Raw genomic sequence first — 15,402 nt, 5'->3', positions numbered from 1 at the left:
CTATGGTAAAGCAAAATACTTTATCCAAAGAAATTACCTTAGAAGGTATTGGGTTACATACTGGTAAACAAGTAAAAATGGTGCTCAAACCTGCACCAGTAGGCAATGGTTTTACCTTTGTACGTACCGATTTAGAAGGAAACCCCGTTGTCGAAGCTGATGCTACCTATGTAGCGAGTACAGAACGTGGCACTGTTTTAGAGAAAAAGGGGGTGAAAATCCAAACCTGTGAGCACATCTTAGCAGCGCTCGTCGGTATGGATTTGGATAATGTGATTATTGAGCTCAACTCCTCCGAACCTCCCATTATGGATGGTTCTTCTAAATATTTTGTAGAAGCTATAGAAAAAGCGGGTATCACTCCTCAAGATGCAGAGCGTGATGAGTATATAGTAAAACAAGTAATTACTTACGTAAATGAAGAAACAGGTAGTGAGATTACTCTCATTCCTGCCGAGGAATACCAAGTGACTACAATGGTAGATTTTGGTACTAAGATTTTGGGCACCCAAAATGCTTACCTCAATAAACTTTCCGAATTTAAAACCGAAATAGCTGATGCTCGTACTTTTAGTTTCTTGCACGAACTCGAAGCTTTACTTGATCACGGTTTGATTAAAGGAGGAGATTTGAATAATGCTATCGTATATGTAGATAAAGAAATTTCTGATAGTACGATGCAGAAACTTAAAAAGATTTTCAACAAAGATAATATTTCAGTGAAACCTAATGGAGTGCTCGATAATCTTACTTTGCATTACCCTAACGAAGCTGCTCGCCATAAACTATTGGATGTAATAGGCGATTTGGCATTGGTAGGTACACGCATTCGCGGAAAAGTGATTGCTACTAAACCTGGGCACTTCACCAATACCCAATTTGCTAAAAAACTTTCTAAGATTATAAAAAATGAACGTCGTAACAACGTTCCTTCTATAGATATCAATCAACCGCCGTTACTCAATACTGTTGATATAATGAAGTTGTTACCTCACCGTCCGCCATTCTTGTTGGTAGATAAAATCTTTGAACTTTCTGACAAACACGTCGTAGGTTTAAAGAATGTAACAATGGATGAACCTTTCTTCGTAGGACACTTCCCTGGAGCTCCTGTAATGCCTGGAGTGCTCCAAATAGAAGCAATGGCACAAACAGGAGGTGTATTGATACTTAGTACCGTACCTGACCCCGAAAATTATCTCACTTACTTTATGAAAATAGACAATGTGAAGTTCAAGGTACAAGTAGTGCCAGGGGATACCCTTATATTCAAGTTAGAATTGCTAACGCCTATTCGCCGTGGTATTTGCCATATGCAAGCTTACGCTTATGTGAACGGGAAGTTAGCTACTGAAGCTGAGCTAATGGCTCAAATTGTTAAAGTAAAATAAAAGTATATGATTCAACCTTTGGCTTATGTCCATCCCGATGCCAAAATCGCTAAAAATGTAGTGATAGAGCCTTTTACTACTATCAGTAAAAATGTAGAAATAGGTGAGGGTACTTGGATAGGACCTAACGTAACCATTATGGAGGGAGCGCGTATTGGGAAAAACTGTAAAATTTTTCCTGGAGCTGTAATTTCAGCCATTCCACAAGACCTCAAGTATAAAGGTGAAGAAACCACTACTCACATAGGCAATAATACTACTATCAGAGAGTGTGTAACCATCAATAAAGGTACCGTCGACCGTATGAGAACTGTAGTAGGCAACAATTGCTTGATAATGGCTTACTCTCATATCGCTCACGATTGTATTGTGGGGGACAACTGTATTTTCTCTAATGGTACTACTCTTGCAGGACACGTAACTGTAGGTGATTGTGCTGTGATGGCAGGAATGACTGCGGTCTATCAGTTTTGTTCTATAGGGAGTTATGCTTTTGTAACAGGAGGTTCGCTCGTAGGTAAAGATGTTCCTCCTTATGTAAAGGCTGCGCGCAACCCACTTTCTTATGTAGGAGTGAATTCTATAGGGTTACATCGTCGTGGATTTACTACTGAGAAAATACGTGAGATACAAGATATTTACCGTGTACTTTTCCAAAAGAAACTCAGTACGTCTCACGCTTTGGACTATATAGAAGCTGAAATGGAAGCCACTGTAGAACGCGATGAGATATTGCAATTCGTGCGTCGCTCACAGCACGGTATTATGAAAGGCTATCACGGTGAATTAATAAAAGAGTAAGAACTTAAAACTAAAAACAAATAATTTAAAATAGAATAAATGGCAACAACCGCAGACATTAAAAAAGGATTGTGCATTCGCTTCAATCACGATATCTACAAAATTATTGAATTTCTACACGTAAAACCAGGTAAAGGGCCTGCTTTTGTACGTACTAAACTCAAAAGTGTTACCACAGGTAAAATTCTTGACAACACTTTTTCTGCTGGTCACAAAATTGAAGATGTACGTGTCGAAACTCGTTCTTTCCAATATTTGTATGCCGAAGGCGATGAGTTCGTATTTATGAACAACGACGACTTCAACCAAGTGCATATTCGCAAAGATATGCTCGATTACCCCGATTTACTTAAAGAAGGTGAAACCGTGATGGTAATCTTCAATGCCGAAGACGAAACACCGCTTTCAGTTGAAATGCCTGCTAACGTTATCCTTACTGTTACGCACGTAGAACCAGGAGTAAAAGGTAATACAGCTACTAATGCTACCAAACCTGCTACTGTAGAAACAGGAGCTATTGTGAATGTACCTCTTTTCATCAACGAAGGTGACCGCATTAAGGTAGAAACTGAAAAAGGTACTTACGTCGAAAGAATGAAAGACTAATTATGCGTTTCTCACAGCCTTATACCCTTAAGCAAATAGCTACTATCATCAATGCGAAATACGTAGGTGCAGAAGATTTTCCTGTACTTGGAATGAATGAAATTCACGTAGTACAAGCAGGTGATATAGTCTTTGTAGACCATCCTAAGTATTACGAGAAGGCTTTGCATTCTAAGGCTACTATTGTACTTATCAACAAAGAAGTAGAATGCCCTGAAGGGAAAGCCCTTTTAATATCCGATGACCCTTTTCGCGATTTTAATAAACTCACCGACTTTTTTAAACCTTTTCAAAAAGCAACTGCACTTATAGCCCCTTCAGCTCGTATAGGTGAAAATACAGTAGTGCAACCAGGTACTTTTTTGGGTAACAATGTAGTAATAGGAAACAACTGCCGTATTCATTCTAATGTGAGCATCTACGACGATTGTGTAATAGGTGATAACGTAACTATTCACGCCGGCACAGTGCTCGGAGCAGATGCTTTTTATTACAAAAAACGCCCCGAAGGTTTTGATAAACTCAAGTCAGGCGGACGTGTAGTAATTGAGGACAATGTGGATTTAGGTGCTCTTTGTACCATTGATAGAGGAGTAACAGGTGATACCACTATCAAAAAAGGAACAAAGATAGATAATCAAGTGCATATAGGTCACGATACGGTAGTAGGAGAGAAGTGTCTCATTGCTTCACAAACAGGGATTGCTGGTTGTGTAGTGATAGAAAACGAAGTAACTATTTGGGGACAAGTAGGAATAACCAGCGGTATCACCATAGGTGAAAAAGCGGTGATTTTAGCTCAAAGCGGTATTTCTAAATCGTTGGAGGGCGGACAAACTTACTTTGGTTATCCTGCTGGAGAAGCCCGTGAGAAATATAAAGAAATGAGTGCACTCAAACAGCTTATCAATTGTAAATAAGTAATTTTATAGTTATACAATTAAGGAACTGCCTTTTTAGGTAGTTCCTTTCGTTTTTTATCACTTTACCTTCGCCCAAACCTCTTCTTTATCTTAATTCTTAACTACTAATTCTCAACTTTTTATATAGCTATTGTATACCAATCGTCCAAGATTCGTTCAAGCTTCCTATAAGCTTTCTATAAGCTAACTATATTCCTCCAGAAGCTATTTTTTAATTTTTCACTAAAAAACATCTTCCGAACCTTTTTGTTTTCTTCCGGATTCTCAGCCTCTTCATTAGTTAATTGAAGAATTTGCTAATTTGTTAATTACTCACTACCTTTGCCCCCAATTATGATAGTACGCAGATTCATCTCTTTCCTCTATTCCACCAAGCTGATGGCAATTCTCTTCATTGCTTTTGCTATAGCTATGGCAGTAGGAACTTTTGTAGAAAACGACTACGATACCGATACCGCCCGCATTTGGGTGTATAACACTTGGTGGTTTGAGGCGATAATGGGGCTTTTTGTCCTGAATTTTATAGGGAATATCTCTCGCTATCGATTGCTCAAAAGAGAAAATTGGGCAGTACTGGTGTTGCACCTCTCGTGGGTGTTTATCATCGTAGGAGCTGGGGTTACGCGCTACTTTGGTGATGAAGGTATGATTTCTCTACGCGAAGGAGAAACTACAAATACTTACCTCTCCGATCGCACTTATATCACTGCAATGGTAGACGGCAATTATCAAGGAGCTCCCTTGCGCAAAAAGAAACAAAAAGAGGTGCTTTTTTCTTCATATACCTCTAATCATTATCATTGGTCGTCCGACTTTAAAGGCAAACCTTTTAGTATTACGTATAAATCGTTTAAACGCATAGGCAAGGAGATGAATGTCTTAGTATTGGAAGTTGTTTCAGGTAATCAGCGTAAAGAAGTAACAGTAATGGGCAAACGTGGCGTACAGCACCCTCCTACCACAATCACTTTGAACGGCTTGCAGTTTCATTTAAGCTATGGAGCACGTGAAGAGAAGTTGTCTTTCAGTCTTACCCTCAACGATTTTATAGTCGAAAAATACCCTGGTACCAAGAATAGTTATGCTTCCTTTAAAAGCAAAGTAACCGTGAATGGGGGAGGGGAGAGCTTCCCTTATGATATTGAGATGAACCATATCCTCAATTATCAAGGTTATCGTTTGTTCCAATCTTCTTTTCACCCCGATGAACAAGGTACTATACTATCGGTAAACCAAGACTTTTGGGGTACCCTCATCACTTACATAGGTTATAAACTGCTATTCGGTAGTCTGCTGGCGTTTATGTTTGTAGGCAAATCCCGATTTAGGAAACTCAATCAGCAACTCAAAGATCTACAAGCTAAAAGAATTGCAATAGTTTTGGCATTATGTTTTGGCTTTTTGGCTACTGCCCAAACTCCTATGGTAGTACCCGACAAAGCGCACGCTGAAAAATTTGGTGCAATGCTCATTCAAGATGATGGGCGCTTTAAGCCTGTGAATACCTTCTCTTCAGAACTCTTACGTAAACTTAGCAAACACGATACTTATAAAGGGCTCACTTCCGATCAAGTTTTGCTTTCTATGCTCCTCAGTCCGCAAGCGTGGTATGAGTCGGGCATTATCTATGTGAAGAAAGCTAATGACAGTTTGCATCGTTTTTTGGGAGTTCCTGAAGGAAGCAAATGGGTGAAGCCTAAAGATTTTTTTGATGCAAATGGACAGTACAAACTCGCCCCTTTGTTGAAAGATATTTACAACACGAATACTCCTAACCAATTTCAAAAAGATTTTAAGGAAGTAGACCAACGTATTGGGTTGCTTAACAGAGCGTTACAAGGTGATATTTTTAAGGTCTTCCCTGTGCCTAATGACCCTAATCATAAGTGGATTTCGCATTTAGATTACGTAAACGACACCCTCCAAATCACCGACCCACTGTATAAACAATTTGTAAAAAACGCACTGCCAGCTTACCTTATCTTGCTACAACAAGCCACTAAAACAGGCGATTATAGCAAAGCTGATAAGGTGCTCAACAATATCAAACTACAACAAGAATTTTACTCGGCTGAGGTATTGCCCTCACCTGCCAAAATACAAACTGAATTGTGGTACAATCGCATCAACATTTTTGAACAACTCTTTCAAGCGTATTTGTATCTTGGTACAGTGTTATTTATAGTATTACTATGGCATATTTTTATACCAAAACAAATTTTTAGAAGACTTACCCAAATAGGTATAGTCTTACTGTGGCTCTGTTTTATCCTGCATACTGTAGGACTTGCCGTTCGTTGGTATCTTTCAGGTCACGCACCTTTTAGCGATGCTTATGAGAGTATGATATATGTAGGGTGGTCGGCTATTGGGGTAGGACTTTTCTTTTCGCGACGTTCCCCTCTTACGGTTGCTGCCACCGCTTTTGTAACCGCTATGATACTGATGATCGCTCACTGGAATTGGATGGATCCTGCTATTGGTACCCTCCAACCCGTACTCAATAGCTATTGGCTGATGTTGCACGTTGCTGTGATTGTAGGTAGTTATGGACCTTTTGCCTTAGGAATGCTCTTAGGTGTTATCAACCTCCTACTGATGATAGTTACTACCCGCAAGAATGTTCATAAAATCAATCTTATACAACAAGAACTCACTATTGTAAACGAATTAGCTCTTACAGTGGGGCTCGTAATGCTCACCATAGGCAACTTTTTGGGTAGTATGTGGGCAAACGAAAGTTGGGGACGTTATTGGGGGTGGGATCCTAAAGAAACTTGGGCATTGATTAGCATTATGGTTTACGCCTTGGTGATACACCTACGCTTGATACCTCATTGGCGTGGACGATGGGTGTTCAATTTTATGAGCATTGTTGCCTTTAGCAGTATCTTGATGACTTATTTTGGTGTGAATTTCTACCTTACAGGTATGCACAGCTATGCCACAGGCGATAAAATTATCACCCCTACCTTTGTGTATTATGCTGTGGGAATAGTGCTGTTGTTAGGACTGGTATCGTATTTGAGAGTGAAAAATACATCACAAGTTTTACCAAAGTCTAATACTAATTCCTAATATCTAACTCCTAAATTGTTATTATTAATTGTAAATTATTAATTGTAAATTGTTAATTGAATGAAGTCTTATATCAATGGAATAGCCTGTATCTCGGCTCAACCTACTTTCTTAACACCTCATTTCCTCGATGAAGCCATAAAGGTTACTCCAGAGGAAGTGTGTTACGCTCAAGAACCTTCTTATAAAGAATATATTGCCCCTAATGCTAGTCGTCGTATGGCTAAAGGCGTAAAAATGGCTATAGCTACTGCTGCCGAAGCTCTAAAAGAAGCGCATATCTCTACCCCTGATGCTATTTTGGTGGGTACCGGTATGGGATGCCTGCAAGATTCTGAAAAATTCCTTACAGCACTTATCAACGACAACGAGGAGCACCTCACCCCCACGGCTTTTATACAATCTACTCATAATACTGTTGCGGGGCAGATAGCTCTTTTGTTGCAGTGCAAAGGAGAAAACTTTACTTATGTGAATGGGGCTGTATCATTTGAATCGGCTTTGTTAGATGCTAAAATGCAAATGGAGCAAGACGCTATCAATACGGCTTTGGTAGGAGGTGTAGATGAACACAGTCCGCACACTTTGTATTTATATGATTTAGTAGGGCTTGACCAAAAAGGGGAAGGAGCGAGTTTCTTTGCTTTATCAGCAGAGGCAACCTCCAATACCTATGGAGAACTTGTGGATGTAGCTTTGTACAATGAACTCACTCCCGAGCAACAACAAACAGCCCTAAACGACTTTCTTTCTCGCCACCATCTTACCTTCTCTAATATAGATTTGATACTTACTGGTGAAGCAGAAAATCGTTCTTGGCAACGCCCTACCTTGCACTACAAAACCTTGAGTAGTGAGTATTACACAGCCTCAGCCTTCGGACTTTGGTTTGCTTGCCAAGTACTACAAAAGCAAACCCTTCCTGCCATTTGCGAGCTTACTCTCTCCACCCCCATACAACATATTTTATTAGTAAATTCGTATAGAGGCAAAGATTTTAGTTTTGTACTGTTGAAGAAATAAAAAAAACGACTTTTAAGGTCGCTTTTTAGTTTGTAGACTTTCCCAAAGTGTATTAGTATTGGTCTGGTAATCAATTATATTTGAGCTATATTTATGATGATATTTAGTAAGCTTCTTTCAAAATTAAACTTTTCAGAAGGTTTCATTTCTTTCTATATTTGTTGTATTTATCAGCATACGAGTATTTTAATTTGAAAATCTAATAATATTTAACCTTCCTCATTAGAGCTGATAAAATATGAAGTTATGTGTGAAATTTCTCTTTGAAAGATAGGTATTTACATAAATAACATATTAAGATTGATAATGAAATTGTTCTTATTTAATTTTTTAAGAAGAAAGTTTTGTACTAAAAGAGTAATAAGATTTTCAATAAAAACTTATTTTCTACGTTTCGAGAAAAAGTAATTAAAATATTTGTAAGGAATTAAAATGTATGTTATTTTTGCCGTGCTTAATATAAATATACTTTCATTGTATGAAAAATTAATACAAAATATTCAATTTACTTAAGATATTTGTAGGTAAATACATTGTAAAGTATTTTAAGCCAAATCAAATTAGTGTAAATCCGTGAGAGATTTTCCTTGACAAAGTATCAACTCTTTATTATTTAAACATTGAACAAACATCTTTTTATAATTGTAATATTTGTCAGTGCTCTTATAACAGCGTTTATACAAAATGCTCCTTGGTGGGTATATGTGTTATTAATAGTACTGTTTTTAGGCATTACCTCTTGGGGCATATTCGATATTCGCCTCTCTTATTTTGTTAAAACACAATACTTCTTAAAGGGGCGTCCAGCAAAAACAGTAGCGCTAACTTTTGATGATGGTCCCTCAGAGCTCACGCCACAATTCTTAGACCTTTTGGAGCAATACAACGCCAAAGCAGTCTTTTTTTGTGTAGGTGAACAAATACAAAAGTATCCAGAGGTTGTCAAACGTATGCAAGCTGAAGGTCATTTAGTAGCAAACCATACCTTCACCCATCAACCTAAAAATATATCTTGCGCAAAAGCCCTTGCCAACGAAATCCGCCATACCGATGAAGCATTGGCGCACTTGGATATCGTTACCCCATATTTCCGACCTCCATACGGAATCACCTCACCACCCGTTGCTAGAGCGATTCGGGCAACAGCTAAGAAAGCCATAGGTTGGGATGTACGCTCATTAGACACCGTAATACACAACGAAGACAAGCTTTTTCACCGCATTATGCGCAAACTTACCAACGGTAATATCATACTGATGCACGACCGCCTGCCTCATACCCTCACCGTTTTGGAACGCTTATTGCAGTACCTAAAAGAAAATAACTATACAATTACAAACAATTTAGAATGAAAAAACTCTTAATATTCCTTATTTGTGTTGCACCTTTAACAATTAGTGCCCAAGCCCTTACCGAAGTGCAAATACGCGACTTCAAAACGCAAACTATTGCTAAAAACAAGGCAATTCAAACAATGCAAGCCGACTTTATTCAGAAAAAGCACTTGGATTTTATGAGTAAGGATATTGAGACTTTTGGAAAAATGACATTCGCTAAATCCGATAAACTGAATTGGCAATACACGAAGCCTTACCAGTATCGCATTATTTTTCAGAAAGATAAAATCACGGTGAACGATGCAGGTAATGTCTCACAGATGAAAGCCGATAATAAGGTCTTCAAAAAAATAAATAACCTAATAGTGAGTTCTATCAGTGGTGATATGTTCAACGAGAAAGAATTTGCTATGACCTTTGCTAAATCCGGCAAAAGTACATTGGTCAAACTATTGCCTAAGGATAAGATGCTTTTGAAATACGTGAGTGAAATACATCTCTATTTCGATGTCGATAGTGTCGTGGAACGTGTAAAACTCATTGAACCTTCTAAAGACTACACCGAAATCTTATTCAACAATAAAAAACTAAATACAAAAATTGATGAAGCAAATTTTAAAATGTAGTCTGTTTGCTATATGGTTCGGCAGCTGTTCACCTTCTTATAACCTCCCTGCTGAATACCAATCAGTGGCTACAACGCCAATAACGATGGTCAATTCTCACATAAGGGTAGGGGAGGAGTACCTCTATCGCGCTACCATTACCGCTTATGGTCACACTTTCAATGGACTCTTAGTAGCTAAAATTACCGCAGATAATACGTGGCGAGTAGCCCTTACTACCGACTTTGGTAATACGCTTTTCGATTTTGAAAACCAAAGCGGAAAGATAAAAACCAACTATATAACCCCCGACCTCAATAGGAAAATCATCATTCGTACCCTCACCACTGACTTTAAGCACCTTCTTAAAACCCATTGGCAGGTTACTCAAAAATACACCAATGGCACTATCGAAGTACAACAAAGCAAAGATGGGAATGATGCCGTTTATTTGTTTACCTCAGGAACCAACCTTTCCAAACAGCTCAATATGCAAGGTAAGAAACTATACACTACTTTTACCTATAATACCAACAACATAACCATAGAACATCACACCTTTACTATTAAAATAGTTTTAGAACCCTTAATTATAAATCATTAATTGCTTATTCTCAAAAATGTTAAAAGAATTTTATACCCTCAATAGCTTAGAAAAACAAGATGCAGAAAATTACCTCTGTACCCTTACCCTAAATCCTCAACACCCTATTTTCGAAGGGCATTTTCCTAACAACCCTATCACACCAGGGGTGTGTATGATGCAAATCATCAAAAACCTCACCGAGGAAATTACAGAACATAAACTCTTCTTAGCCAAAACAACTAATGTAAAGTTTATGGCGCTTATCAACCCCATTACTCACCCTATTTTGCAACTCACACTCACCATTCAGCATAAAGACGCCGACATAGAAGTGAAAAATACCACTTCCTTTGATGAAACGGTAGCACTAAAACTTACGAATTTGTATAAAATAGTATCTTAAAAAGCTCGTTTCTTTATTCATTATCTGAAATGAAAAAAAATAGCTCAAAAATTACGCTATGTAAAATAAAATAGTTACTTTTGCAAACATTTTGAAAAAATCATTAAAAGCAAATAGAATTAAAATATCAATATTTTATAGTGGAAAAGGAACTAAAAAACTTTATAGAGAAGAGTTACGAGAAGTTGAAAAATGCAATTCAAGAAATTGCAAATGAAGAGGATAAAAAAGAAGTCTATGCACTGTCTTTTTGTTATACGTGTGACGATGATGACTTGCGATTTCCTAAAATTACACTGGGCTATAATACCCTTTCAAATGTAAAAGAAGAGAGTTACAACGCCACTTCGAAAGAAGATGCTAAGTGGAATTTTGATTATTGGTTACAAACAGAAGTGGAAACCGTAGGAGGTAAAAAAGACAAATTGCTGAAACAGTGGTTTGCTAAAACTCCTTATTTCTATTCTGATGAGGAAAACGACCGCGCCATAGAAGAAGATGAAGAACTTTACGATAAGCTCCTCAAAAAAGGTGATAAGTTTGGTAAAGACTTTATCAAAGAGGTGATAGCTCTAGCCAAACGATTGTTGGACGACGGGGAGGTAGAAAAGGTATTTGGGCGTAATATTCCTATCATTATTCACCAGCGAGATTTTGAAGATACGCCTATTTCTTGGACAAAGAAAGCCAATCCCGCCAAGCTCATAAAGGAGTTTCTGGAATACTGGGATGGAGAAGAGGAAGATTAAAATTAGTTTATAAATTATTATAATAAAAATATAAGAGCTGTTCAATGTACATTGAACAGCCCTTTGTTATTTATGAATTACAAAAAACTTTAAGAAGTATATTGGTGTCTGTTGGCTATCAGTTGTAAGCTGATACGGTTAAACCTATACAAAAGACAAACAGCAGCGACTGTGAGACCGGTGAGCAAGCCAATCCAAATACCCATAGTACCTAAATTGGTATGAACGCCTAACACATAAAGAATAGGGAAGGCAATCAGCCAATAGGCTACAAAAGTGATGTACATAGGCACTTTAGCATCTTGTACTCCACGTAAGGCACCAAGAGCTGTTACTTGCATTCCATCGGATATTTGAAAAATAGCTGCAATGAGCAAGAGATTGGTAGCTTCGCCTATTACTAGAGTATTATTAGCTAATTTTTCTATGTTATCCATCTCTAAGTACAATGACGGTAACCAAGTGCGAAATACCGCTAAAAGAAGGGCAAAAAATACTTGTGTGCAGAGTACTAACAGAAATACCGAAATAGCTACTCTACGCAAATTAGCATAGTTTCTCGCTCCTAATTGATTTCCTACACGTATCATAGCGGTAATTCCTAAGCCATTAGCAACCATAAAAGTCATACTCGATAAGTTGAGCGCAATTTGGTTTGCTGATAAATGATTTTCGCCCAGCATACCGCTTATCCAAATAGCTGCGGTAAAGATACCTGTTTCAAAAATCATTTGCATAGCGGTAGGGAGTCCGAGAGCGGTTATTTTTTTGTACATTGCTTGTTGCATATTCTTAAAACTGATACTCATAACGTATTCACGCGACTTCTCTAAGTTTTTCAGCATAAAGAAAAGCATTATAGGCATTACAATTCGTGATACTAAGGTGCCAATACCAGCACCTAACACTCCTAATTTCGGGCAACCCCAATTACCATAAATAAAAAGATAGTTTAGAAAAACGTTTAGCAAGTTTGCTAAGATAGTAACATACATAGCATATTTGGTCATTGATAAGCCATCGGCAAACTGCTTGAAGGTAGTGAAGACACCCAACGGAATAAGCGAAAAAGCTACCAAATGGGTGTAGGGTACTGCCAACTCTATTACTTTCTCGCTTTGTCCTGTATAGCGCATCACAGGTTCTACAAAAAACAATAAAAGGAAGAGAACTACTCCTAATATTACATTGAGTACCATTCCGTGATTGAGAATAGACTGAGCAGTAGGTTTATCACCTGCTTCATCAGCCATTGCTACTAAGGAAGTACTAGCAACAGAAAAACCAATGGCAAACGACATTGCAATGAATATAGCGGTATTACCCAGAGCAGCTGCTCCGAGTTCGGTAATGCCTACTTTACCTACCATTACATTATCTACGAACCCAACAAGGGTGTGCCCGAGCATTCCTAATATGATGGGGTAAGCAATTTTAAAGTTGTATTTGAATTCTTTTGTATAACTTGATAGGCTCATTCTATTTTAGGAGTTAGGAATTAGCTTATATGCTAACTCCTAACTCTTTTATCTACTGTACTGTTTCTATTTCATTTATAATGTTCTTGGCTCCGGCATAAATATCGATTACCCAGAGGACGTAGCGAATATCTACGTTGATAGTGCGTTGTAGTTGTTTGTCGAAGATTACATCGCCTGCCATTGCTTCGATATTGCCGTCGAAAGCAAGCCCTATGAGTTCTCCTTTACCATTCATTACGGGCGAACCTGAGTTACCACCTGTGATATCGTTATTAGTAAGGAAGTTTACGTGCATAGAACCGTCTTTGTCTATATATCTTCCAAACTCTTTCTTCTTATAAAGGTCGAGCATACGCTGTGGCATATCAAATTCGGCATCGCCTTTTTTGTACTTTGCCATTAGGGTATTGAAGGTAGTATAGTAGTTCTTTTTCACATCGGGGTTGCGTTTATCGGCAGCCAATGGAATGACTGTACCATAGGTAAGGCGTAGAGTAGAATTGGCATCGGGATACAAGATAGTACTGATTTTAGAATCGCGCATACCTTTTACGAACTTGCGGAAGGCTTTGGCATAGCTGTCTTCTAAGTTTATAAGTTCTTGAGAAGGGTTGCGGTAACTGTTGAAAAGCACTTCGGAGAGTTGCAAAATAGGGTCTTGTGCTAATTGTATGATATCTTGTTGAGTACCTGTTTTCGCTGTTTCTTTGCTTCGGTAAATGCTATTAGCCAAAAGTTCCTCTACATATTTATGGAAGTTACCATTATATTTTGTTTTGATATCTTTCAACTGAGAAGGAACTTCATTACCTTTGTTAGCATAGAGCTGTAACATATCGGCAAGGATAGCCTTTTCGACCTCTAAATTCACTTTGTCATAATCGGCTAACAAGTCATCAACTCTTTTTTGCAATTCTTCAGCGGGCATACCTCCGCGTTTAGCCCCATCTACAATACTGATGTAACGTACAGGCATCTTTATAAAGAAAGAAGCACGCCATAGCATACCCAAATAATTCTCATCGGCTGATTTAGCATTGGTTTTTTCAAAGAAATTAGATAAAGTATTCAGTACGTCGCCATATTCAGCCTTATTTTCAGCTTTATTAGCCCATTTGGCGAAAATAGCTTCGGTTTTACGCTTAGTAGCTGCTGTTTTATGAGCCGTAAGTGCATCAATCATACCTTGGCGGTTTTTCCAATAATTGGCAATGCTTGAATATTGTGAAGCATATTGCAAGCGTACGGCATCGTCTTTATCCATAAAGCGCTTCATTGCGTCCATAGCTGTTTTAGAGGCTTCTACCCACGCAGGATAGGCATATTTTACGTTTTGGTCTACCCAATAAGAGCTTTCCCAACGGTTGGTACGTCCTGGGTATCCCATAATCATTGCAAAATCTTTATCTTGCACGCCTTTAAGGCTCACTTTAAGATAGCGTTTTGCTTTAAGAGGTACGTTATTAGGTGAATAGTCGGCGGCATTACCGTCTTTATCAGTGTAAACGCGGAAAAGCGAGAAGTCGCCTGTTTGGCGAGGCCATTCCCAATTATCGGTATCACCACCGAATTTTCCAATGCTTTCAGGAGGCGTACCTACAAGTCGTACATCTTTAAAATCTTGGTATACGAAGTAATAATATTCATTACCTTGGAAGAACGGACGTACTGAAACTACATATTTACCCCCTTCACTGTTTTCTTTTTGTATTTTAGCCATTTCTTGGTTAAGAGCAGCTTCGCGTTCTTTTTCGTTCATTGAAGGTTTTACCACTGATAGCATACGGTCGGTTACATTGTCCATACGCACAAAGAAACGCACGAATGATTGCTTAGGTGAAAGTTCTTCGGCGTGAGAGCGTGCCCAGAATCCATTTTTTAGATGGTTGTTTTCAGGTGTGGAGAGCTGAGCGATATTGCCATAGCCACAATGGTGGTTAGTGAGCACTAAGCCATCTTTGGAGATGATACTCGCAGTACAACCTCCATTAAATTGTACGATAGCATCTTTGAGACTGTTATTATTGATGCTATAAATTTCTTGAGCAGTGAGTTGTAAGCCTAACTTCTGCATATCTCTTTGGTTGAGACGTTCGATGAACATCAAAAACCACATTCCTTCGTCGGCTTTTGCTATGGGAGTGAGCAATAAAAAAGCCAACAGTATAAGACTGATTTTCTTCATAAAAAATGATATAATGATTTATTAGGGTGCAAAGATAGGGAATAATTAGCAAATTAGCAAATGTGCGAGCCGCACAGGCAGGTGTCAGTCACACGGGCAGTCGTAGCACGACAGGCAGATAATAAAGAGACTAACAAAAGACGAAGAAAGGACGAAGAAAGGACGAAGAAAGGACGAAGAAAGGACGAAGAAAGGACGAAGAAAGGACGAAGAAAGGACGAAGAAAGGACGAAG

Annotated in this window: 13 protein-coding genes; 11 read left to right on the top strand and 2 right to left on the bottom strand. The window is 38.4% G+C overall.

Going from position 1 to position 15,402, the window contains the following annotated elements; translation table 11 throughout:
* Positions 1-2: 2 nt before the first annotated feature.
* The 11 genes from HMPREF1528_RS04195 to HMPREF1528_RS04145 all read left to right on the top strand — a co-directional run bounded on the left by HMPREF1528_RS04195 (position 3) and on the right by HMPREF1528_RS04145 (position 11,502).
* The gene (locus HMPREF1528_RS04195; RefSeq protein WP_009411366.1) at positions 3-1,391 is read left to right on the top strand and encodes a bifunctional UDP-3-O-[3-hydroxymyristoyl] N-acetylglucosamine deacetylase/3-hydroxyacyl-ACP dehydratase; all 1,389 of its coding nucleotides are present in this window, start codon (positions 3-5) and stop codon (positions 1,389-1,391) included.
* Positions 1,392-1,397: 6 nt separating this feature from the next.
* Positions 1,398-2,192, top strand: coding sequence for an acyl-ACP--UDP-N-acetylglucosamine O-acyltransferase (gene lpxA, locus HMPREF1528_RS04190; protein WP_002671575.1), 795 nt, complete (start codon positions 1,398-1,400; stop codon positions 2,190-2,192).
* Positions 2,193-2,231: 39 nt separating this feature from the next.
* Entirely contained in the window at positions 2,232-2,798 is a 567-nt protein-coding gene (efp, locus tag HMPREF1528_RS04185) for an elongation factor P (RefSeq protein WP_002671577.1), read from the top strand.
* Between the two features lie 2 nt (positions 2,799-2,800).
* The gene (locus tag HMPREF1528_RS04180) at positions 2,801-3,718 is read left to right on the top strand and encodes a UDP-3-O-(3-hydroxymyristoyl)glucosamine N-acyltransferase (protein ID WP_009418324.1); all 918 of its coding nucleotides are present in this window, start codon (positions 2,801-2,803) and stop codon (positions 3,716-3,718) included.
* Positions 3,719-4,054: 336 nt separating this feature from the next.
* Positions 4,055-6,799, top strand: a complete 2,745-nt coding sequence (gene ccsA, locus HMPREF1528_RS04175) for a cytochrome c biogenesis protein CcsA (RefSeq protein WP_016478764.1) — start codon at positions 4,055-4,057, stop codon at positions 6,797-6,799.
* A 60-nt stretch (positions 6,800-6,859) separates the two neighbouring features.
* The gene (locus tag HMPREF1528_RS04170) at positions 6,860-7,822 is read left to right on the top strand and encodes a beta-ketoacyl synthase chain length factor (RefSeq protein WP_016478763.1); all 963 of its coding nucleotides are present in this window, start codon (positions 6,860-6,862) and stop codon (positions 7,820-7,822) included.
* 620 nt (positions 7,823-8,442) lie between these two features.
* On the top strand, positions 8,443-9,174 hold the full coding sequence (locus tag HMPREF1528_RS04165; protein WP_016478762.1) for a polysaccharide deacetylase family protein: 732 nt from the start codon (positions 8,443-8,445) through the stop codon (positions 9,172-9,174).
* Positions 9,171-9,785: an outer membrane lipoprotein carrier protein LolA gene (locus HMPREF1528_RS04160; protein ID WP_016478761.1), complete on the top strand. Its 615-nt coding sequence runs from the start codon at positions 9,171-9,173 to the stop codon at positions 9,783-9,785. Before HMPREF1528_RS04165 ends, HMPREF1528_RS04160 begins: the two co-directional genes overlap by 4 nt.
* Positions 9,763-10,368 carry a hypothetical protein gene (locus HMPREF1528_RS04155; RefSeq protein ID WP_016478760.1) on the top strand — a complete coding sequence of 202 codons (606 nt, stop codon included), beginning with the start codon at positions 9,763-9,765 and terminating at the stop codon, positions 10,366-10,368. The genes HMPREF1528_RS04160 and HMPREF1528_RS04155 overlap by 23 nt, the downstream gene beginning before the upstream one ends.
* A 16-nt stretch (positions 10,369-10,384) precedes the next feature.
* Positions 10,385-10,753 (top strand): 3R-hydroxymyristoyl ACP dehydrase, encoded by a 369-nt coding sequence (locus tag HMPREF1528_RS04150; RefSeq protein ID WP_016478759.1) that lies wholly within the window; start codon positions 10,385-10,387, stop codon positions 10,751-10,753.
* A gap of 140 nt (positions 10,754-10,893) precedes the next feature.
* Positions 10,894-11,502 carry a hypothetical protein gene (locus HMPREF1528_RS04145; protein WP_016478758.1) on the top strand — a complete coding sequence of 203 codons (609 nt, stop codon included), beginning with the start codon at positions 10,894-10,896 and terminating at the stop codon, positions 11,500-11,502.
* Between the two features lie 89 nt (positions 11,503-11,591).
* On the opposite strand, the gene HMPREF1528_RS04140 is transcribed toward HMPREF1528_RS04145, so the two are convergent.
* Together HMPREF1528_RS04140 and HMPREF1528_RS04135 are read right to left on the bottom strand one after the other, a co-directional pair.
* Positions 11,592-12,980, bottom strand: coding sequence for an MATE family efflux transporter (locus HMPREF1528_RS04140; protein ID WP_015782815.1), 1,389 nt, complete (start codon positions 12,978-12,980; stop codon positions 11,592-11,594).
* Between the two features lie 52 nt (positions 12,981-13,032).
* Positions 13,033-15,168, bottom strand: coding sequence for a S46 family peptidase (locus HMPREF1528_RS04135; RefSeq protein WP_016478757.1), 2,136 nt, complete (start codon positions 15,166-15,168; stop codon positions 13,033-13,035).
* Positions 15,169-15,402 lie beyond the last annotated feature (234 nt).

The organism is Capnocytophaga sp. oral taxon 336 str. F0502 (assembly GCF_000411575.1).
Taxonomy (GTDB): Bacteria; Bacteroidota; Bacteroidia; order Flavobacteriales; family Flavobacteriaceae; genus Capnocytophaga; species Capnocytophaga ochracea.
Note: the sequence above shows the minus strand (reverse complement) of the source record. Positions and strands in the feature narration are given on the sequence as shown.

Bases quoted from the DNA above. Each gene is read 5' to 3' on its own strand.
- ccsA (WP_016478764.1), top strand. From the start codon at position 4,055: ATGATAGTACGCAGATTCATCTCTTTCCTCTATTCCACCAAGCTGATG.
- lpxA (WP_002671575.1), top strand. From the start codon at position 1,398: ATGATTCAACCTTTGGCTTATGTCCATCCCGATGCCAAAATCGCTAAA.
- HMPREF1528_RS04140 (WP_015782815.1), bottom strand. From the start codon at position 12,980: ATGAGCCTATCAAGTTATACAAAAGAATTCAAATACAACTTTAAAATT.
- HMPREF1528_RS04160 (WP_016478761.1), top strand. From the start codon at position 9,171: ATGAAAAAACTCTTAATATTCCTTATTTGTGTTGCACCTTTAACAATT.
- HMPREF1528_RS04180 (WP_009418324.1), top strand. From the start codon at position 2,801: ATGCGTTTCTCACAGCCTTATACCCTTAAGCAAATAGCTACTATCATC.
- HMPREF1528_RS04170 (WP_016478763.1), top strand. From the start codon at position 6,860: ATGAAGTCTTATATCAATGGAATAGCCTGTATCTCGGCTCAACCTACT.
- HMPREF1528_RS04150 (WP_016478759.1), top strand. From the start codon at position 10,385: ATGTTAAAAGAATTTTATACCCTCAATAGCTTAGAAAAACAAGATGCA.
- efp (WP_002671577.1), top strand. From the start codon at position 2,232: ATGGCAACAACCGCAGACATTAAAAAAGGATTGTGCATTCGCTTCAAT.
- HMPREF1528_RS04135 (WP_016478757.1), bottom strand. From the start codon at position 15,168: ATGAAGAAAATCAGTCTTATACTGTTGGCTTTTTTATTGCTCACTCCC.
- HMPREF1528_RS04195 (WP_009411366.1), top strand. From the start codon at position 3: ATGGTAAAGCAAAATACTTTATCCAAAGAAATTACCTTAGAAGGTATT.
- HMPREF1528_RS04155 (WP_016478760.1), top strand. From the start codon at position 9,763: ATGAAGCAAATTTTAAAATGTAGTCTGTTTGCTATATGGTTCGGCAGC.